Source organism: Streptomyces sp. HPF1205 (genome assembly GCF_020400825.1).
Classification (GTDB): domain Bacteria; phylum Actinomycetota; class Actinomycetes; order Streptomycetales; family Streptomycetaceae; genus Actinacidiphila.
The window spans coordinates 33,118-52,810 of the sequence record NZ_JAINVH010000023.1; the positions used below are offsets into that span (position 1 = coordinate 33,118).

General features: G+C 74.1%; 19 protein-coding genes. 11 read left to right on the forward strand and 8 right to left on the reverse strand.

The features are described 5' to 3' along the window. Positions 1-156: 156 nt before the first annotated feature. Complete coding sequence (locus K7G61_RS24175; protein ID WP_225849060.1) at positions 157-3,135, forward strand: glycoside hydrolase family 2 TIM barrel-domain containing protein; 2,979 nt, start codon at positions 157-159, stop codon at positions 3,133-3,135. Further along, the gene (locus tag K7G61_RS24180; RefSeq protein ID WP_225849061.1) at positions 3,132-3,761 is read left to right on the forward strand and encodes a GNAT family N-acetyltransferase; all 630 of its coding nucleotides are present in this window, start codon (positions 3,132-3,134) and stop codon (positions 3,759-3,761) included. Before K7G61_RS24175 ends, K7G61_RS24180 begins: the two co-directional genes overlap by 4 nt. Before the next feature lie 45 nt (positions 3,762-3,806). On the opposite strand, the gene K7G61_RS24185 is transcribed toward K7G61_RS24180, so the two are convergent. Beyond that, positions 3,807-5,201, reverse strand: coding sequence for an FAD-dependent oxidoreductase (locus tag K7G61_RS24185; protein ID WP_225849062.1), 1,395 nt, complete (start codon positions 5,199-5,201; stop codon positions 3,807-3,809). Between the two features lie 105 nt (positions 5,202-5,306). Here K7G61_RS24185 and K7G61_RS24190 point away from each other — a divergent pair, with 105 nt between their 5' ends. After that, positions 5,307-5,672, forward strand: a complete 366-nt coding sequence (locus K7G61_RS24190; protein ID WP_225849063.1) for a helix-turn-helix transcriptional regulator — start codon at positions 5,307-5,309, stop codon at positions 5,670-5,672. A 73-nt stretch (positions 5,673-5,745) separates the two neighbouring features. On the opposite strand, the gene K7G61_RS24195 is transcribed toward K7G61_RS24190, so the two are convergent. Beyond that, positions 5,746-8,148, reverse strand: coding sequence for a bifunctional polysaccharide deacetylase/glycosyltransferase family 2 protein (locus K7G61_RS24195; protein ID WP_225849064.1), 2,403 nt, complete (start codon positions 8,146-8,148; stop codon positions 5,746-5,748). Between the two features lie 32 nt (positions 8,149-8,180). Continuing rightward, complete coding sequence (locus tag K7G61_RS24200) at positions 8,181-8,756, reverse strand: hypothetical protein (RefSeq protein WP_225849065.1); 576 nt, start codon at positions 8,754-8,756, stop codon at positions 8,181-8,183. Between the two features lie 272 nt (positions 8,757-9,028). Here K7G61_RS24200 and K7G61_RS24205 point away from each other — a divergent pair, with 272 nt between their 5' ends. The 4 genes from K7G61_RS24205 to K7G61_RS24220 all read left to right on the forward strand — a co-directional run bounded on the left by K7G61_RS24205 (position 9,029) and on the right by K7G61_RS24220 (position 13,110). Then, positions 9,029-9,517: a hypothetical protein gene (locus K7G61_RS24205; protein ID WP_225849066.1), complete on the forward strand. Its 489-nt coding sequence runs from the start codon at positions 9,029-9,031 to the stop codon at positions 9,515-9,517. Positions 9,518-9,784: 267 nt separating this feature from the next. Next, positions 9,785-10,966, forward strand: coding sequence for a hypothetical protein (locus tag K7G61_RS24210; RefSeq protein ID WP_225849067.1), 1,182 nt, complete (start codon positions 9,785-9,787; stop codon positions 10,964-10,966). A 60-nt stretch (positions 10,967-11,026) separates the two neighbouring features. Next, entirely contained in the window at positions 11,027-11,773 is a 747-nt protein-coding gene (locus tag K7G61_RS24215) for a hypothetical protein (RefSeq protein ID WP_225849068.1), read from the forward strand. After that, positions 11,770-13,110, forward strand: coding sequence for a nucleotidyl transferase AbiEii/AbiGii toxin family protein (locus tag K7G61_RS24220; protein ID WP_225849069.1), 1,341 nt, complete (start codon positions 11,770-11,772; stop codon positions 13,108-13,110). Before K7G61_RS24215 ends, K7G61_RS24220 begins: the two co-directional genes overlap by 4 nt. Positions 13,111-13,119: 9 nt before the next feature. Here K7G61_RS24220 and K7G61_RS24225 read toward each other — a convergent pair whose 3' ends face one another. Next, complete coding sequence (locus K7G61_RS24225) at positions 13,120-13,587, reverse strand: ATP-binding protein (RefSeq protein WP_225849070.1); 468 nt, start codon at positions 13,585-13,587, stop codon at positions 13,120-13,122. A 212-nt stretch (positions 13,588-13,799) separates the two neighbouring features. Here K7G61_RS24225 and K7G61_RS24230 point away from each other — a divergent pair, with 212 nt between their 5' ends. From K7G61_RS24230 to K7G61_RS24240, 3 genes are read left to right on the forward strand one after another with little or no spacing between them, the layout of a single operon-like run. After that, complete coding sequence (locus tag K7G61_RS24230; RefSeq protein ID WP_374204220.1) at positions 13,800-14,690, forward strand: helix-turn-helix transcriptional regulator; 891 nt, start codon at positions 13,800-13,802, stop codon at positions 14,688-14,690. Next, positions 14,687-14,893: a DUF397 domain-containing protein gene (locus K7G61_RS24235; protein WP_225849071.1), complete on the forward strand. Its 207-nt coding sequence runs from the start codon at positions 14,687-14,689 to the stop codon at positions 14,891-14,893. Before K7G61_RS24230 ends, K7G61_RS24235 begins: the two co-directional genes overlap by 4 nt. 31 nt (positions 14,894-14,924) lie before the next feature. After that, the gene (locus K7G61_RS24240; RefSeq protein ID WP_225849072.1) at positions 14,925-15,122 is read left to right on the forward strand and encodes a DUF397 domain-containing protein; all 198 of its coding nucleotides are present in this window, start codon (positions 14,925-14,927) and stop codon (positions 15,120-15,122) included. Here the strand turns inward: K7G61_RS24240 and K7G61_RS24245 are convergent. From K7G61_RS24245 to K7G61_RS24260, 4 genes are all read right to left on the reverse strand, one after another. Then, the gene (locus K7G61_RS24245) at positions 15,029-16,582 is read right to left on the reverse strand and encodes an NB-ARC domain-containing protein (protein WP_225849073.1); all 1,554 of its coding nucleotides are present in this window, start codon (positions 16,580-16,582) and stop codon (positions 15,029-15,031) included. The two genes, K7G61_RS24240 and K7G61_RS24245, sit on opposite strands and share 94 nt — an antisense overlap. Positions 16,583-16,820: 238 nt before the next feature. Then, positions 16,821-17,639 (reverse strand): SAM-dependent methyltransferase, encoded by an 819-nt coding sequence (locus tag K7G61_RS24250; protein WP_225849074.1) that lies wholly within the window; start codon positions 17,637-17,639, stop codon positions 16,821-16,823. 64 nt (positions 17,640-17,703) lie between these two features. Further along, positions 17,704-17,982 carry a DUF397 domain-containing protein gene (locus tag K7G61_RS24255; protein ID WP_225849118.1) on the reverse strand — a complete coding sequence of 93 codons (279 nt, stop codon included), beginning with the start codon at positions 17,980-17,982 and terminating at the stop codon, positions 17,704-17,706. A 50-nt stretch (positions 17,983-18,032) separates the two neighbouring features. Beyond that, a complete protein-coding gene (locus K7G61_RS24260; protein WP_225849075.1) occupies positions 18,033-18,905 on the reverse strand; it encodes a helix-turn-helix transcriptional regulator in 873 nt (290 codons plus the stop codon). 337 nt (positions 18,906-19,242) lie between these two features. On the opposite strand from K7G61_RS24260, the gene K7G61_RS24265 reads away from it, so the two are divergent. Beyond that, positions 19,243-19,689, forward strand: coding sequence for an ATP-binding protein (locus K7G61_RS24265; RefSeq protein ID WP_225849076.1), 447 nt, complete (start codon positions 19,243-19,245; stop codon positions 19,687-19,689). Positions 19,690-19,693: the final 4 nt, after the last annotated feature.

Genomic DNA, 19,693 nt, shown 5'->3' on the forward strand with positions numbered 1-19,693 from the left:
ATACATCTGGCATCCGCGCCCCCACCTCAGCAGAATCGATCCCGCGGACGCGCGGTCCCACGCGCGCGCCCGCGTCCCCGCCCGCACCCCGCGCGCACGAGCACCGCGCGCGTCCAGAACCGCACGCGAACACCGCGCATTTCGAGGAGCCGCACCATGCACGAGGCGCCGCCGTCCGGGACGCTTCCCTATTACGAGGACGTCTCGCCGAGCACGGGAGCGCTCCCACCGCGGGCGTGGTGGGGCACCTCGGACGCCCGGCGGGTCGGTCTGGGCGGCGCGTGGCGGTTCCGGCTGTCGGCGACCGCGCAGGCCGAGGACGACTCGTTCGCGCGGCCCGGTTACGACGCCTCGCGGTGGGACGTGATCGCGGTGCCCTCGCACTGGCCGCTGCAGGGGCACGGCCGCCCCGCGTACACCAACGTCCGCTACCCCTTTCCGCTCGACCCGCCGCGGGTGCCCACCGAGAACCCGACCGGTGACCACCTGCGCGCCTTCGACCTGCCCGACGACTGGCCGGGCGGGGCGGCGGTGCTGCGCTTCGACGGGGTGGACTCCTGCGCGCGGGTCTGGCTCAACGGCCACGAGCTGGGCACCTTCAAGGGCAGCAGGCTGCCGGTGGAGTTCGAGGTCGGCGAGCTGCTGCTGCCGCGCGGCAACGTCCTGGCGGTGCGCGTCCACCAGTGGTCCTCGGGCAGCTACCTGGAGGACCAGGACATGTGGTGGCTGCCCGGGATCTTCCGGGACGTCACGCTGATCGAGCGGCCGGAGGGCGCGGTCACCGACTTCTTCGTGCACTGCGGCTACGACGACGTCACGGGCCTGGGCACCCTGCGGGTGGACTGCGAGCCGGCCGGCACGATCAGCGTGCCCGAACTGGGTCTGGACATCCCGACCGGTGAGCCGGCCGTCGTGCCCGTGCAGCCGTGGTCGGCGGAGCGGCCGCGGCTGTACGACGCCGAACTGGCCACCGAGGGCGAGCGGATACCGCTGCGGATCGGCTTTCGCACGGTCGCCGTCGAGGACGGGGTGCTGAAGGTCAACGGCCGCCGGATCCTGCTGCGCGGCGTGAACCGGCACGAGTTCGACCCCGACCACGGCCGGGTGGTGGACGGCGAGACCATGCGCCGGGACCTGCTGCTGATGAAGCGGCACAACATCAACGCGGTCCGCACCAGCCACTACCCGCCGCACCCGGCCTTCCTGGACCTGTGCGACGAGCTGGGCCTGTGGGTGGTCGACGAGTGCGACCTGGAGACGCACGGCTTCCAGGAGGCCGGCTGGCGGGGCAACCCCGTCGACGACGAGCGGTGGACGCCGGCCCTGCTGGACCGGGCGGCCCGCATGGTCGAGCGGGACAAGAACCACCCGTCGGTGATCATGTGGTCGCTGGGCAACGAGTGCGGCACCGGACGCGGCCTGTCCGCGATGGCCGACTGGATGCGCGAGCGCGACCCGGCCCGGCCGATCCACTACGAGGGCGACCCGTCCTGCGCGGACGTTGACGTGTACTCGCGGATGTACGCCGACCACGCCGAGACCGAGCTGATCGGCCGGCGCGAGGAACCGCCGCTGGCCGACGCCGGCCTGGACAGGCGGCGCCGGGCGATGCCGTTCGTGCTGTGCGAGTACGCGCACGCCATGGGCAACGGCCCCGGCGGCCTGCCGGAGTACCAGCGGATCTTCGAGACGTACGAGCGCTGCCAGGGCGGTTTCGTCTGGGAGTGGATCGACCACGGGCTGCGCCGGCGCGCCGCGGACGGCACGCGGTACTTCGCCTACGGCGGCGACTTCGGCGAGGAGCTGCACGACGGGAACTTCGTCTGCGACGGGCTGGTCTTCCCCGACCGCACCCCCTCCCCCGGCCTGGTCGAGTACAAGAAGGTCGTCGAGCCGGTGCGGATCGAGGGCGACGCGGCCGGGGGCACGGTGACCGTCACCAACCTCTACGACTTCACCGACCTGTCCGGGCTGTCCTTCCGCTGGGTGTACGAGGTGGCCGGCGAGTTGAGCGACGCCGGCCGGCTGGAGGTGCCCGAACTCGGGCCCGGGCGCAGCGCGGTGGTGGAACTGCCGCTGATGCCACGGACCACGGGGAGCGGTGAGGCGTTCTGGACGGTGCGCGCGGTGCTGGCCGAGGACACCGCCTGGGCGCCCTCCGGGCACGAGGTCGCCTGGACGCAGTTCGCGGCGGCGCCCGGGCCCGGCGCCCGGGCCGTTTCGCGGGCGACCGGGGGCGCCCCGCACAGCCCGCGCCGCGTCGAGGGCGGCATGATCGTCCTCGGTCCCGGCACCTTCGACGCGGCGAGCGGCGCGCTGAAGTACTTCGGCGGCCTGAAGGTGGACGACCTGGCGCTCGACGTGTGGCGCGCGCCGGTCGACAACGACCGGGGCGCCCCCTGGTACCCCGAGGGCCAACTCGACCGCCAGTGGCGGGGGCTGGGCCTGCACCGCATGCGGCACCGCGTCGAGCGCGTGACCCCGGGCGGCGACACCCTCACCGTCGTCACCCGCGTCGCCCCCGCCGCCTCCGACCTGGGCCTGCGTACCGTCTACTCCTGGTCGGCCACCGGCGCCCGGCTCCGCCTTGCCGTGGAGGTCGCCCCCGAGGGCGACTGGCGGCTGCCCCTGCCCCGGCTGGGGATACGGCTGGGCGTCTGCCCGCAGCTGTCCTCGGTCGAGTGGTACGGCGGCGGGCCCGGCGAGGCGTACCCGGACACCCGGGCGGCGTCCCGGATCGGGCACTGGACGTCGACGCTCGACGCGCTGCAGACGCCGTACGTGCGCCCGCAGGAGAACGGGGCGCGGGCCGACGTGCGCTGGGCCGAACTGCGCCGCGAGGACGGCGCAGGGCTGCGGGTCGAGGGCGACCCGCCGTTCTGGTTCACCGCGCGGCCCTGGAGCACCCAGGCCCTGGACGCGGCGGAGCACACCCACGAGCTGGCGCGGTCGCGCACGGTGTGGCTGCACCTGGACCACGCCCTGCACGGCGTGGGCACGGCCGCCTGCGGCCCGGGGGTGCTGCCCGCGTACCGGCTGACGGCGGCCCCGGCCGCGTTCGCCTTCACCTTCGAACCGCTGGCCGGCGACGGCCCGACCGACGACGACACGACCATGGGAGGAGTACGGCGATGAGCCGGACGACCACCGCGACCGTACGACCGTACCGGCCCGGCGACCTGCCCGCGCTGTACGACATCTGCCTGCGCACGGCAGAGGCGGGCGAGGACGCGACACCGAACTACGCGCCGCGCGACCACGAGTTGCTCGGGGCGATCTTCGCGGCGCCGTACGCGGTGCTGGAGCCGGAGCTGACGTTCGTGGTCGACGACGGGCACGGGCAGGCGGTGGGCTACAGCCTGGGGACCGGTGACACCGCGGGGTTCGCGCGGCGGTTCCGGGAGGAGTGGCTGCCGCGCGTCGCGGACCGGTGGCCCGCGCCCGAGGGCGAACCGGCCGGCCCCGCCGAGGTGATGGCCGGTCTGCTGCACGCCCCGGAGCGCATGGTCGTACCGGCGCTGGCCGGCTATCCCGCGCACCTGCACATCGACCTGCTGCCGGACTTCCAGGGCGCGGGGCTGGGGCGGGCGCTGATGGAGACGTTCCTCGCGGCGCTCGCGGCACGCGGGGTGCCGGCGGTGCACCTGGGAATGGTCACCGTCAACACCCGCGCCCGCGCCTTCTACGACCGGCTCGGCTTCCACGAGATCGCCGTGCCCGACGCGGGTGTGCTGACCTACCTGGGCCGGGCCACCTCGTAGCGGGTCCCGGCGCTGCGAGGCGGCCGGCGCCTCCCGCCGGAGGGGTCAGCCGCAGCAGCCCCCGGACGGCTCGCCCGCCCCGCCGATGTCGACGGCGGCGGCGGGGCCGATGCCGATCCGGACCGGTTGCGGGGCCGGGGTGCAGCAGCCGCCGGCCGCCTGGCCGCCGGGGGCGTCGAAGAGGCCGGAGCCGCCGCACACCCCCGTTTCGGGAAGGGTGAGTTCGACGCGGTCGGCGGCCTCCAGGTCGCCGGCGAGGGCCGCGGCCACCGAACGCGCCTGTTCGTAGCCGGTCATGGCGAGGAACGTGGGGGCGCGGCCGTAGGACTTCATGCCGACCAGGTAGAAACCGGGCTCGGGGTGGGCGAGTTCGCGGTGGCCGTGCGGGCGGACGCTGCCGCAGGAGTGCTGGTTGGGGTCGATCCCGCCGGCGAGGGCGTGCGGCGCCTGGAGGCGGTCGTCCAGGCCGAGCCGCACTTCGGTGAGGAAGGACAGGTCGGGCCGCAGGCCGGTCAGCACGATCGCCTCGTCGACGGGGTCGAGCCGCGTGCCGTCGTCGCCCACCAGGACCAGGCGCCCGGCCTCGTCGCGTTCGACGGCGGCGGTGCGGAAGCCGGTGACGGCGTCGGCGTGTCCTTCGTCGACGGCGGCCTTGGCCGCCAGCCCGAGGGCGCCGCGCGCGGGGAGCTGGTCGGCGCTGCCGCCCCCGAAGGTGGCGCCGGAGATGCCGCGGCGCAGCACCCACACCGCGTGCGTGCCGGGCTCCCGCCCGGCCAGGTCGGCCAGCGCGGCCAGGGCGGTGAACGCCGAGGCGCCGGATCCGATGACGGCGGTGCGGCGGCCCGCGTACCGGGCGCGTACGGCACGGTCCGCCAGGTCCGGGACGCGGTAGGTCACACGGTCGGCGGCGGCGCGCTCCCCCAGGGCCGGCAGGCCGTTGCCGCCGGCGGGCGAGGGCAGGGTGAAGGTGCCGGAGGCGTCGATGACGGCACGGGCCAGGACGCGGTGCTCGGCGCCGTCGGCGGTGGTGTGGTCGACGGTGAAGGGCACGCCGGCCCGGTCGGCGTCCACGATCCGGTCCCGGCCCAGGCGGGAGACCCCGGTGACGGTGGCGCCGTACCGCACGGCGTCGCCGAGTACGCCGGCGAGCGGCCGCAGGTAGCGCTCCACCCAGTCGGCCCCGGTCGGGTACGTGCCGGGGTCCGGCTTGGCCCACCCGGTGGGGGCGAGCAGCTTCTCGGCGGCGGGGTCGGTCAGTTCGGCCCAGGTGGAGAACAGCCGCACGTGTCCCCATCGGCGTACGGAGTCGGCGGCGGCCGGACCGCGCTCCAGCACCACGACGTCCAGGCCGTGCCCGGTCAGATGGGCCGCCGCGGCGAGTCCGACCGGGCCGGCGCCGATCACGACGACCGGAAGGCCGGTGGTGGCGGGTGACGACATGGCGGTGCCCCTCTCCGATGCGCCCGGGTGGGCCCCGACGCTGCTTCGACGCTTGTCTATACAGCGAAGGTTGCCGCACACATCGACGAGTGTCAACATAGACGTATGTCGAAGTCACCCACGGCCGCGCTGCCGGTCCTCCAGGACGAGCCGGCCGTGCCGTGCTGCCCGCCGATCACCTCCGGGGAGCTGTCGGTGGCCGACTCGGAGAAGATGGCCGCGATGTTCAAGGCCCTGTCCGACCCGGTCCGGCTGCGCCTGTTCTCCAGGATCGCCTCCCGTCCGGGCGGGGAGGCGTGCGTCTGCGACATCCAGGACGTCGGCGTCTCCCAGCCGACCGTCTCCCACCACCTGAGGAAGCTGCGCGAGGCCGGGCTGCTGACCTCCGAGCGGCGCGGGACGTGGGTGTACTACACGGTCACGCCCTCGGCGCCGGCCGCGATGAGCCGGCTGCTGGCCATGCCCGCGTGAGCGGTCGGCCGGCCACCGGCTTCCGGCGGACGGGGGCGTCCGGCGCCGGTCGTGCGGCGCGGCGGGACGCCCGTCACCAGCGGTCGCCGCTGTCCCGGTCGGCCGCGGGACCGTAGGGCCGGCGGTCCGGGGCCCCGCCGCCGAAGTACGGGGAGTTCGCGGGCCCGCCGTCGTAGTACGGGCCGTCCGCGCGGGGGTCGTAGTACGAGCCGTCCGCGCCGCCGCCGAAGTACGGGTCCGCCGCGCCGGTGCCTCCCGCGTACACCTCGTGGGTCGGCGAGGCCACCGGGCCGGGGGCGGCGGGCGTTGGGGCGGGAGCAGACGCGGGCGCGGGTACGGACAGGCTGCCGTAGCGTTCCATGCGCTGCCACCGCAGCCGGTTCCCGGCCACGGCCGTGACCACCGACTGGATCACGACCAGGTACATGAGCTGCCGGTAGACGAACTGCTGCAGCGGCAGCGTCCACAGCGGACGCGGGCTCTCCCCGTCGAGCCGGAAGGCGTACAGGCCCATCAGCGCCTGGACGGCGAGGAAGCCGAGCCACAGGGCCGCGACGCGCACCGGGTCGAGGAAGACCAGGCCGTAGACGGCGAAGAGGTCGACCACCGGCGCCAGCAGCGGCAGCAGGACCTGGAACAGCAGCAGGTACGTCAGCCCCCGCCGGCCGAGCTTCCCGGCCGCGCCGCGCCGCCAGAAGGCGCCGCGGTGCTTCCACATCGCCTGCAGGGTGCCGTAGCACCACCGGTAGCGCTGCCGCCACAGGGCGCCCAGGGAGGCGGGGGCCTCGGTCCAGGCGACGGCGTTCTCCTCGTAGACCACGCGCCAGCCGTCGCGGCAGATGGCCATGGTCAGGTCGGTGTCCTCGGCGAGGGTGGCGTCGCTGACGCCGCCGACCCGGACGAGGGCGGCACGGCGGAAGCCGCCGACCGCGCCGGGCACGGTGGGCATGCACTGGCCGAGGTCGAACAGGCGGCGGTCGAGGTTGAAGCCGACGACGTACTCGATGTGCTGCCAGCGGCCGAGCAGGCCGCCGCGGTTGACGACCTTGGCGTTGCCGGAGACGGCGCCCACGCGCGGGTCGGCGAAGGGCTGGACGAGGGTGCGGACGGTCCCGGGTTCGAAGACCGTGTCGCCGTCGACCATCACCAGCAGGTCGCAGGAGGCCGCCGCGATGCCGGTGTTGAGGGCGGCGGGTTTTCCGGCGTTGGCCTGGCGGACGACGCGCACGCCCGGCAGGCCCAGCGACTCGACGAGGTCGGCGGTGCCGTCGGTGGAGCCGTCGTCGACGACCACGATCTCGACCGGGTGGTCGGAGGCGAGCAGGGAACGCACCGCGGCCTCGATGCCGGCGCTCTCGTTGTACGCGGGCACGATCACGCTGACCGGTTCGGTCACCGGCGGCCCCCAGCCGCGGCCCCGCCTGCGTACGTGGCGGCGGGCGGCCACCAGCACGGCCACGGCGCGCAGGACCGCCAGCGCCCCCGCCGCGTACATCAGCCAGCCGATGATCCGCAGCGTCCAGGCGCTTCCCGTCATCGCCGCGAGCAGGCCGCGGCCCAGCCAGCGGTCGCCCGCCGAGGCACGGGTCATCGGCCCGCGGATGCCGACCGCGTCCGAGACGGTGGTGACACGCATGCCGCGGGCGGCCAGCCGCGGCAGCAGCCGGTCCAGGGCGGCGACGGTCTGGGAGCGGTCACCGCCGGCGTCGTGCATGAGCAGGATCTGCCCGGCGGTCCCGCGGGGGGTCGCGTCGGCGAGGATCCGGTCGGCGCCCGGCCGCTTCCAGTCGTCGCTGTCGAGGGTGGACAGCACCGTCAGGTAGCCGGCGGCGCCGGCCGAGCGGACGGCGGTCCAGTCCTTGTCGGTGAGGGCGTCGTTGACCGAGGAGTACGGCGGGCGCAGCAGCGACGTGGTCCGGCCGGTGGCTCCGGCCACCGCGAGCTGGGCCTCCCGCAGTTCGAGCCGGCGCTGCCAGGCGGGGATCGAACCGAGGTCGGCGTGGGTGAAGGTGTGCAGGCCGATCTCGTTGCCGTCGGCGAGGATCCGCCGCACCAGGCCCGGATGGGCGGCCACCTGCGTGCCGACGACGAAGAAGGTGGCGTGCACGTGGTGGCGGCGCAGCACGTCGAGGATCTTCGGGGTCCAAGCCGGGTCCGGGCCGTCGTCGAAGGTCAGCGCGACCGTACGCTCCCGGGGCCGGGCGGTGCGGGCCGGTACGGAGGCGCTGTCGATCACCGGGCCGCCGAGCGCGACCGCGGGCGGGACCTGGCCGGCCGGGCCGCCGCCGGAGCCCGCCGAGTCGTCGCTGATCCCGAACATGTGCTGGGTGTAGCCCTGCAGCAGCAGCGCGGCGGCGAGGGTGAGCAGCAGGGTGGTCAGCAGCAGCCAGTGGGTGCGCAGAGGGCGGTTGCGGACCGTGCCGTGGCGCCTTCTGGAGCGCGCTGCCTGCCGCGGGCCGGCGGACGCGGAGGTCATCGTGCGGGTTCCTTCACGGCGGTCGTCCGGGCTCACGCGTGGCCGCGGCCGGTGTGGGTGGGCTGGGGGGAGGGTGTGGGGTGGCTCGCGCTCTTGCCGTGGGTGACGGTGGGGGTGGGCGAGGCCGTGGCGGTCGTGGCCGGTGCGGAGGTGGGCGGCAGCGACGGCGACGGCGAGAGTCCGGAGGCGGTGGGCGCGGTGGCCGCCGCCGTGGGGGCGGCGCCGCCGGTCGCCGGGCCGGGAGCCGCGCTCGCGGAGCCGCGCGGCGTGCCGCCCGTGGCGCCGCCGGGGCCCTTGCCGGTTCCCGTCGTGCGGCCCGGGGAGTGTCCGGTGGAGTGGCCGCCGCCGGAGTGGCCGCCGGAATGGTGGCTCCCCGCCTCGGGCAGCGGAAGGTACGGCGAGTCCACGGTGGGGCCGCCCAGGGCCGAGCTGAGCAGCAGCGCGATGTAGCCGGCGGCCGGCACGACCAGGATCCGGCCCGCCCGCCGTACCCGCCGCTGCCGTCGGCCCGAGGCGTCGAGGAACACCGGCGCGGTGGCGGCGCGGCCGCCATCGGCGCGGCTGCGGCGGGCGCCGGGCGTCGCCTCGGGTTCGGATGTGGTGTGCACGGCGGCGCACCTTACAAGAGGCCGCCGACTGGTCGCGACACGCACCATATTTCTGCCTAAGGACGGGTATTCCCGGCGGTTGCCGCATCGAATTCCGCGCTGGATGCCGCGCTGGATGCCGCGCCGGTCGCCGCGCCGCGGGCCGCGCCGGACCGCGCGATCGGCTCGAGGCGCGGGGCGGGTGGCGACGCGGCCGGCGTAACGCTTTTCCGGTGGCCCGCGCTTCTGGGTTCGAGCCGTGTGGACGCGGTGGGACGAGTCAGGAGAACGCGATGGCCGAGCACATGGTGAGCGACGCGCCGGCGACCGTGCTCGGCCCCCGTCTCGCGGCCGGCGTCGTGGCGATGGTGCGGGCCAGGGCCGGTATCCGGCTCGACTACCTGCCGGGCAGCCTGACGCTGGTCGACCGGATCATCGACGGCATGCGGCGGACGGACGGCTCCGGCGCCCCGGCGCGGGAGGTCCTGCTCGGCTTCGGCGCCTACACCGGCCAGGTACTCGTCGGGGCGGCCGCGGCGGCGTGGGTGGATTTCGGCGCCGACCAGCGCGCCATGTTCGGGCAGCCGTTCGGCGTCATCACTCCCGACGGCCGGGTGTGGAACCCGCTCGGCAAGGCGGTCAAGCGGTACGAGAACGGGGCCGAGGACAGTCTGCGCCTGTTCTGCCTCTCCGTGGCCGGCCGCGCCGCGATGCGCCCCCCGCCGGACCACGGGGCCCGGGGCCCGAGGTCCGGCGGGGCCGCCCGGTCGCTCGGCTTCTGAGGCGCCGGGCGCGCGTGAGGTCCGCTCCCCGCGGCCACGCGGACCGAGGCGGGCAGGGCCGTCTGCCGCAGACGGCCGTCCGGCAAAAGGCCCAGATACGGGCGGCCCGCCCGCGCCGCCGCGGTCGGCGGCGTAGGAAGGTGGTGCAACGGCCGCGCGTGCGGGACGGACCGGCGCGGGGCCGCCAACACCGCTGGGGGGATCGTGAAGTCCTTGAGGCCCTTGAGGTCGTTACGTCCGGCGCGTGCCGCCGCTTTGGTGTCGCCGGTGTTCCTCACCTGCGCCCTCGTCGGGCTGTCCGCGGGCCCGGCCGACGCGGCGCCACCGCCGCCCGGCCGGGCCCCGGCGGCGGCACCGGCCGGCTGGACCGTCCAGGACCTGGGCACGCTCGGCGGCTCCACCAGCCGGGCCACCGCGCTGGACGCCGCGACCGTCGTCGGCGACTCCGGCACCGCGGGCGACGACACCCATGCCTTCGCCTACGACCGCGGCAGCGGCCGGCTGACCGACCTGGGCAGCCTCGGCGGCACGTACAGCACGGCCGTCGCCGTCCACGGCCGCTACGTCGCCGGGGACTCCACCACCGCGGGTGACGCGGCGACCCACGGCTTCGTCCGCGACCTGCGCGGGCACACGATGACGGACATCGGCACCCTCGGCGGCGCCACCAGCACGGTCGCCGCTTTCGACGGCCGCACCGTCGTGGGCAGCGCCTCCACCGCCGGCGACGCGGCCACCCACGCCTTCGCCTACTCGTTGCGCACCCGCGCCATGACCGATCTCGGCAGCCTCGCCGGTCCCGGTGGCACGAGTCAGGCCGTCGGGATCACCGGGGGACGGTACGTCGTGGGCAACTCGTCCGTCCCCGGACAGCCGGCGGCCGCCACCCACGGCTTCGTCCACGACCTGGTCACGGGCACCACGACCGACATCGGCACCAACGGGGGCACCTACAGCAGGATCACCGCCGTGTCCGGCCGGACCGTCGTGGGCACGTACGGCGCGCCGGTGAACGGCGGGGGTGCCAGGCCGTGCGGGTTCGCGTACGACGTCGGCACCGGCGTGTGGACCGACCTGGGCAACGGCGTCTTCGTCCCCCTCTCGGTGTCCGGCCGCCACGTGGTGGGCTGGGACGGCGAGGCCGGGTGGGCCTACGACCTGCGGACCGGCACCCTCTCCGAAGTCGGCTCCCGTGGCGTGACCCAGCCGCTGGCGGTCAGGGGGAACGTGGCGGTCGGCGACCAGTTCGCCGCGAACTCCTTCGCCTTCACCTACCGCACCGACACGGCCGACTTCACGCTGCTGCCCTCGCTCGGCGGCCTCAACTCGGGGGCGGCGGCGATCGACGCACAGGGCGCGGTGGCCGGTGAGGCGGCCACCCCACCACTCGACCCGTACAGCTCGAACGGCCCTTCCCACGCGGCCCTGTGGACGCCTTCGACCTCCTGACGAGGGCGCGGACCGCAAAGTCGTTTCCCCCGCCGCGGGTGCGCTTGGCATGATCCCACCGTGAAAACGGGCGAGTTCGAGGCGCACATCACCGTGCGCTGCGACGACGACGGAGCCGCTCCGGCCGCCCGGCTGGAGCGGTGGTCGGCGGCACGCGGCTGGAAGTTCACGCACATCGTGCTGGCCCGGGGGCGCACGCCCTCGCAGCCGATGCTGACACTGCGCGGCGGCGGGTCGTACGAGGAGCAGTTCGGCGCCTGCCGCCGGGCCTGCGCGGCGCTGCGGGACGCGGGCTTCGTACCGGTGCGGGTGAAGATCGAGGTCGCCCCGTGGGCGCCGCTGGTACCTCGCTCCGACGAGCAGGCGCGGCAGCCGGCCGGCCCCGCCGGCGGCCAGGAAGGCGCGGGCGAGCGGTACTTCGAGCACCACCTGAAGGTGCGGCTGGACCCGGCCGGTCCCGACGCCGCCGCGCGCCTGCGCGCGCTCACCGCGACGGCCGTCGCCCACGGCGCGCACCTGTCGTGGAACGCCCGGCGGACGCTGGCCGGCGACGACCGCCGCGAGGAGCGGTTCGTCACGCAGCGCTGCTACGGCGTCGGACTCCCGACGGCCCGCGAGCGGCTGGCGGCGCTGAGGCGGGCCGTGACACGGCTGCGGGTCGAGATCACCGAGATCGAGCAGGAGTTCGTGGTCCACGACAGCGACACGTCCGTCGACGACGGATGGATCGGGGACGGACGGGTCGGGGACGGACGGGTCGGGGACGGACGGGTCGGGGACGGATGGGCGGAGGCGGGGCAGCGGTGACCGAGAGCTGGGAGCACTTGGGCGTGCGGCGCGAAGAGATGCCGCGCTCGCCCTTGGGCGAGGCGGAGCTGGCCCGGCGCGGCCTGCCGCTCACCTTGCGCCGCATCGACGACGAATCCGCCGTCCAGCAGCCCCTGTTCGACCCCGCGCTCAAGCACCACCGCAACGCCTACCGGGCGAGCGACCCGGACTTCGCCGATCCGGCGGCCCGCGCCCGGTGGTCGCCGGCGCGCCGCACCGCGATGGACCTCGTGCTGGCCGCCGTCGCGGACTCGGGGTGGCGGGAGCACTTGGTGCTGCGCGGCAGTGTGCTGCTCGCGCGGTGGTTCGGCGCGGCGGCGCGCGAACCCGCCGACCTGGACTTCGTCGTCGTACCCGAGCGGTGGCGGATCGAGGAGGAGCGCACCGCGGCCATGCTGGACGGCATCGCGCGGGCCGCGGACCGGGCGGCCTCGGCGGCGCGCGCCACCACCGGGTCCGCGCCCGCGCCCGCGGAACAACCGGTCATCCGTTTCGACGCCGGGGACGCGGTCAGCGAGGACATCTGGACGTACGATCGCGTGCCCGGCCGCCGGCTGGTGCTGCCCTGGACCTGCGACACGACCCCGGGCGGCGTCGTCCAGCTCGACTTCGTCTTCAACGAATCGCTGCCGGTGCCGCCGCGCGAGGTGTCCTTCGGCGGCTCACGGCTGCTCGCCGCCACGCCGGCGCTGTGCCTGGCCTGGAAGCTCGTCTGGCTGGTCACCGACATGCACCCGCAGGGCAAGGACCTCTACGACGCCGTGCTCCTGGCCGAGCACCGCGAGCTGGACGAGCTCGACTACGGGACGCTGGGCGCGGCGTTCGTCGCCGCCGACCCCTACTACGCCGCGAACCCTCTGACGCTCGACATGACGTCGGACATGCACCCCGCCTGGGAGTGGCGGCACTTCGCGGCCGAGTACCCCTCCCTGGCCGGTGATCCGGAGGCGCTGCTCGCCCGGCTGCGAGCCGCACTGGAGCCCGTCTTCCGTACCGCCTCGGCTACCGCCTCGACCGACGCGCGGGCCATGCACCGCCGCTGGTCCGCGCACTGGATCGGCACCTGCCGGGAGGTGTACGCGGCGGGCGGCCTCGACGCGCTGCTCGGCCACCTGGCGGAACGGCAGACCTCGACGGCGGTGGCCGCCGCCCTCGTCCGCGAGTTCCTCGGCACCTCCTCGTGCGACCCGGCGCGGGCTGTCTCCCTCGTGCTGGCGCACCCCGCCTCGTCCGGCGCGGCCCAACTGGTCGCCCGCCGACCGGAGTTCCGGGCGGAGCTGACCGAGGCGGTCGCCCGCATGGACATCGGGGCGTGACGAGCACCGTCACGTCGCCGGTTCGCCCTCCTGGGTGCGGATCCGCGCCCACACCGTCTTCGTGAGTGCGTCGTCGACCCGGCAGCCCCAGCGGTCGGCGTAGGCCTGTACGAGGAGCAGCCCGCGGCCGGACGTCCCCTCGCCGCCCGGCGGCGTCGCGAGCGGCGGCAGCCGCTCGGGCCGGGTGTCCGTGACCTCGATCCGCAGGCCGTCGGCCAGCAGGAACAGTCCCAGCCGGAAATCCCGGCCGGGCAGGTGCCCGTGGCGGACCGCGTTCGACGCCAGCTCGGCCGTGACGAGGGCGACGGCGCGCACCGGATCGGAGTCGTCCGGCAGGCCGGTCCACCGCGTGAACTGCCGCACGGCGAACCGGCGTGCGAGGTGCGCACCGCGATTGGTGCTGCTGAAGAGCGTGGCCAGGTGAGCGGTGGGGACGATGGGCTGCGCCGCCTGATCGGTCGTCTGATGCTGTGTCACTTCGTCAGCGTCGTACGGGCAATGAGCGGCTGACCAGGTGCGATGCCCGTACGCCGGGCGGCTCGTACGGGGAGAACGACCGGGCGCGACCTTGGTCGTACGGGTCTCGTACGGCCGTTGTACGGGTCCCGCGGCGTGTCCCCGTTCCTCCGCGTCGCGTTGGACATGGCCCGGCGGCGGTTGCGGTGATGGGACGAAAGGGGCGTGGGATCGTGAGGACGGCACGGGACGGGCACGGCACGCGGGACGCGCGGGACACGCGGGCGGCGGGGCGCACGGCGCGGACGAAGGAGGAGGGGCCCGACCTGCCGGGCGTGTGGTCGGCGTACGGCGTACTGCTCCAGCACGTGCGCAAGCGCGCCGGGTTGAGCCAGCAGCAACTCGGCGACGCGATCGGCTACTCGCTGGAGCAGGTGGCGTCCGTCGAACAGGGCAGGCGCCCGGCGAAGGCGGTGTTCACGGCCGCGGCCGAGCGGGTGCTGCAGGCCGGCGGCGTCCTGGACGTCCTCCAGGACGAGGTGGACCGGGCGAAGCTGCCGAGGTTCTTTCGCAACGTGGCGTTGCTGGAGGCCGAGGCGCTGAGCAGGTTCTCGTACGATCCGTTGCTCGTTCCCGGGCTGCTGCAAACCGAGGCCTACGCGCAGGCTTTGCTCGACGCGCACTTCCCGCCACTGGACGAGGAGGTCATCGAGCAGCGGGTCGCGGCGCGTCTGGCACGACAGGCCCTGCTGTCCCGCAAGAGCCCACGCACGGTGTTCGTGTTCGTCGTGGAGGAGGACGCCCTGCGACGAGCGGTCGGTAGCAAGGCAGTGGTGCGCGAGCAGTTGGAGCGCCTGCTGGCATGCTCAAGGATGCGCAATGTCGAACTGCAGGTCATGCCCACCGCGCGGGGTGCCCACAGCGGACTCAACGGACCCATGGTGCTGCTGGAGTCGAGGGATCGCCGGCGCCACGTCTACGTCGACGCGCAGGGTGTGGTGACGGTCAGGTCCGACGATGACGAGGTCAGCGAATTCTGGCTGAGGTATGGGATGCTGCGGACGCAGGCCCTCAGTACCGAGGAGTCCTGTCGTCTCATCGAGCGCATGGCAGGGGAGCTATGAGCACTGACCAGCAGACTACTCAGACCGCTGACCTGGCCTGGTTCAAGAGCAGCTACAGCGGGACGAACGGCGGCGACTGCGTCGAGGTCGCCACCACACCGAACGCCATCTACGTACGCGACTCAAAGACCGCAGGCAACGGACCCATACTGCGCGTCGACCGGGCACAGTGGGCGGCCTTCGTGGCGCACACCGCGAGCTAGGACCGACACCCTTCTGCATCGCAGGGGAGCCATGAGCACCAACCAGCAGACTACCGACCTGACCTGGTGCAAGAGCAGCTACAGCGGCTCGGGAGGCGGTAACTGCGTCGAGGTCGCCGCCACGCCGGACGCCATCTACGTACGCGACTCGAAAACCGCAGGCGACGGGCCGACACTGCGGGTCGGTCCGGCCGCGTGGGCGGCCTTCGTGGCGTACGCGGCCGGGTAGGGGTGGGCGTCGGCGGGCGCCGTCAGGGGTCCGCCGGCGTACAGGGCTCCGTACAGGGAGAACGCCAGCATTCGCGCACGCGCGGCATCCGCTTCCTCGGGGCGCTCCCGCGCGAGGCCGACGGCGTAGGCACGCAGCAGTAGGTGCAGGCTGTAGTGGCCCGCGGCTTCCTGGCGTACCAGGTGCTCGTCCTGCAGACGCTCCAGCAGGCGGCGGGCCGCCGCGCAGTCGGTGCGGGCGAGGACGGCGGCCGTCCGCGGGGTGATGCCGCCGTTCGGGTGCAGTCCGAGCAGGCGGAACATCCTGCGGGCCGGGTCGGGCAGGCCCGCGTAGGAGCCGTCGAGGACCGGCCGCAGGGCCCGTCCCCCGGCGCTGACCGCGTCCACCCCGCCGGTTCTCAGGTGCTCGGCGAGGTCGGCGACGGTCCACGCGGGCCTCGCCCGTAACCGTGCTCCGGCAAGGGCGACGGCGAGCGGCAGCCCGCCGCACAGGCGGGCCACGTGGGCGGCGGCGCGGGGATCCGCGGCGATCCGGCCGGGGCCGGCGACGGTCGCGAGCAGGTCCACCGCGTCAGGTACCGGCAACGTGTCGAGTCCGTGCGGGTCGAGCCCGTCGAGACCCGCCAGGCTGCGCCGGCTGGTGATGAGGACGAGGCAGTCGGGGCCGGACGGGATCAGGTCGCGAACCTGCGTCTCGTCGGCCGCGTTGTCCAGCAGGAGCAGCGCTTCCTTGCCGTGGAGGCGGTCGCGGAACATCGCGGCGCGCGCGTCCTGCCCGTCCGGTACGTGCCGGCCCGGCACTCCGAGGGCGCGCAGGAACCCGCCCAGTACGTCGGCCGGCGCGGCGGGCGCACGCTCCGGGTCGACGCCGCGCAGGTCCACGTAGAGCTGGGCGTCGGGGAACCGTCCGGCTCGCACCAGCGTGTGGGCGGCCCGCAGGGCCAGATGGGTCTTGCCGACCCCGCCCATCCCCTCGATCGACAGCACCGCGGCCGTGTGTGCGGCGGTGCTGCCCACCGGGGAGGCCGCCGCCCGCAGGATCGCGGCGAGTTCCCGCTCCCGGCCCGTGCACCCGGACGGGACGCGGGGCAACTGCCTGAACACGCCCGCCGGACCGCCGTCCTTGGCCGCCGCCTGCACGGCCACGCAGGCCGAACGCCAGCGGTCCACCGTCGTCTCGTCGGCTCCGAGCGCGCGTACGATGCCGACCACGAGGTCGACGTCCAGGCGCCTGCGGCGCGTCTGGAACACGTCACCGATCGTCGACTGGGACACCGCCTGCGCGGACCTGAGCAGCGGTCCGACCCGCCTGGCCAGCGCACGGTAGGACGGTGCGCCGGCCCAGAGGCGGTACTGGTTCAGGGTCACGATGAACTCGGCCAGGTCCGCGGCCCGTTCGGGATCGGGGCGCGTCCCTTGGTGCGGGACGGTCGCGGTGGATCGTGGGGCAGGGCGAGTCATTCGTCATCCGTCCGGCGGGGTTTCCCTTACGACCGTCAGCGTCGCGTCGGCGCCCGGGACGTGTCGAAGGTTTCGGCCGGCGGTAAAGCATTGTCGCGAACCGGGCGCCGATGGTAGGGGGCCGGTCGGATCTCGGCTGCGGTCACCGCTTGCGCAAGGGGTTCACACACCGCGTCGCCCCTTTGCCGCGGCCGGGACTCCCCGCTCCCGGCCGCGGCCTTCGGCAACCCGCGGTCTTTCAGGGTTTGACGCCGACGCCCACCCACAGGCTGACGGTGGCGTCGGTGACGCTCTCGTCGGGTTCGGCGCCGGCGTCGGGGCGCCAGCGGTGGCCGATCGCGATCCCGGGGTCGAGCAGGTCGAGGCCGTCGAAGAAGCGCGCGACCTCCGCCTGGGAGCGGAAGCGCACGGGGGTTCCGGCGGCGGTGTAGATGTCGGTGACCTTCTGCCAGGTCTCGGGGTCGAAGTCGGGGGTGCAGTGGCTGATGGCGAGCGCGCTGCCGGAGGGCAGTTCGCTCACCAGGCGTTCGACCAGGCCGTACGGGTCCTGGGCGTCGGTGACGAAGTGCAGCAGGGCGTTCAGGGACAGCGCCACCGGCCGTGTCAGGTCGAGCACTTCGGTCAGTTCGGGGGCGGCCAGCAGCGTGTCGGGGTCGTTGGCGTCGGCGTGGATGTAGGTGGTGCGGCCCTCGGGGGCGCTGCGCATGAGCGCCTCGGCGTACTTCAGCACCAGCGGGTCGTTGTCCGCGTACACCACCCGTGCCTCGGGTGCGATCGCCTGGGCCACCTGGTGCAGGTTGGGTTCCGTCGGGATGCCGGTGCCGATGTCGAGCCACTGGCGGATGCCGTGGTCACGGGCGAGCACCCGGGTGGCGCGGTGCATGAAGGCGCGGTTCTCCCGGGCGCAGACGAAGATCCCCGGGTACGCCTCGGCAACGCGCTCGGCCGCCTGCTTGTCGACGTCGAAGTGGTCCTTCCCGCCGAGGTAGTAGTCGTACATCCGGGCGGAGTGCGGCTTGCTGGTGTCGATGTCCTGTGGGGTGCGGGGGCCGGTCAACGGGTACCTCCAGGAGGTGCGGTGGTGGCGGGTTCGGGTGGAGCGAGGGTGCCGAGGGGGTGCGTCAGGGTGTGGTCATGTGGTCGGCGAGGCCGTTCTTGACGCCGGTGACGAAGGCGCCGATCTCCTCGGGGGTGTAGATCAGCGCGGGGCCCGCCGGGTCGGTGGACTGCCGTACGGCGATGCGGCCGTCGGGCAGCCGCTTCATCTCCACGCACTGGCCGCCGCTGGTCCCGCTCCAGGGGCGCTCCCAGCCGCTCTCGCCCAGTTGGCGGGCCGGGATGCCGTTGTAGACGCCTGTGTCCGTACGTCCGGGTCTGTCGTCGGTGAGTGCCCTGTCGATGAACGGGCTGTCGGTGAACGGGGTGTCGGTGAACGGATTGTCGGTGACGGTCACGAGTACTCCTTCCGCATGCGGTTCAAGAGCGCCTTGCTCTCGCTTGCTGAGGTCAGGAGGGACATCCGGTTGTGGGCTTCCAGGTGCGCGACGACATCGGGCCGCTGGTCGAGGTAGATCGACCCGGACAGCAGCTCGGTGTAGACGATGTCGGGCAGTTCGGGGGCGTCGAACCGGAAGTAGGTGAACGGGGCGAACGCCCCGACGTGGGCGCCGGCGGTGAACGGCACGATGTCGATGGTGACGTTGGGCAGCTCGGCCGCCTCCAGCAGCCGGTCGATCTGCTCCCGCATCACCTCCGCGCCGCCGATGACCTTGTGCAGCACCGCCTCCTCCATCACCATCCACAAGGTGGGCGCGTCGGGGCGTTCCAGCAGCACCGCACGGCGCAGTCGCAGTTCCACCCGGCGGGCCAGGTCCTCCGGGCTGTCGTTGGGGAAGCCGGCCCGCAGGATGGCCCGGGCGTAGTCGTGCGTCTGCAGCAGCCCGGTGACGTAGTGCGGTTCGTACGTGCGCAGCGTCCGCGCGTCGCTCTCCAGGCTCACGTACGCGGTGAACCAGGAGGGCAGGACGTCGCGGTAGCGGTGCCACCAGCCGGGCCGGGCGGCCTGCTCGGCCATGCCGACGAACTCGCCGGTCTCCTGCTCGTCGGCGCCGTAGATCCGCAGCAGCTTCTCGACGTAGGGGATCTTCAGGCCGACTTCGGCCTTCTCCATCCGCCGGATCGTCAGCGGCGTGACGTGCAGAGCCCGCGCCGCGGCCTCCAGCGACACCCCGGCGTTCTCCCGCAGGTCCTTCAGCCGCCGGCCGAGGATCATGCGGAGCACGGTGGGGGCGCTGGTGCCGCCGCCAGGACGGGCCTCGCTCACGATGTACCTCCTGAGGGACTGTCACCAGCACCAAACAATAGGCGACATGGTGAGGACGGCAGCCAGACAATCACGAACTGAAATTATCAGGGAGACGGTTGCGCGTTGAGACTGGCAACCACCATAGTGTCACTGTCGTGAGTCACAGTCGGCACAGACCGTGATCGTTTGCCTCACCAGCCACAAGTGCACCTCGTGCGGCCGCAGCGGTCCCGATCGGGCCGGTCCGTGTGGCGGTCCCCCGTTCCGCCCGTCCGCCATCCCCGTCCGCCATCCCCCGTCCGCCCGTCCCCCGTCCCCCCACCCGCCTGCGCCCTCGCCGACGGAAGGCGAAACCGTGCCCCTTGCCGCGTTCTACCGCTCTCCCCAGCTCCTCGACCCCGCGCCGCGGGACAGAGTCCACTGGCTGGACCTGCCGCCCGGTCGCCCCGGCATCGGCGCGGCCCGCTCGGCCGCCGCCGCCTGGCTGGGTACCTGGAAGCTGCCCGAGGGCGTCTGCGAGGACGCGGTGCTCGTCCTGTCCGAACTCGCCACCAACGCGCTGCGGCACACCGCGAGCAGCAACTTCCTGTGCTGCGTCGGGCTGACCGCGGGCGATCTGGTGCACCTGGAGGTCCACGACCGCGGCCCCCTCATCGGCAGCCTCGACCCGCGCAGCCCCGGTCTGGACGACGAGGGCGGCCGCGGCCTGCTGCTGGTCCAGCACCTGTCCCGGCGCTGGGGCGTGGCCCGGTCGGTCATCACCGGCGGGAACGCGGTGTGGGCGCGCTTAGGTGCCGGCTGATGAA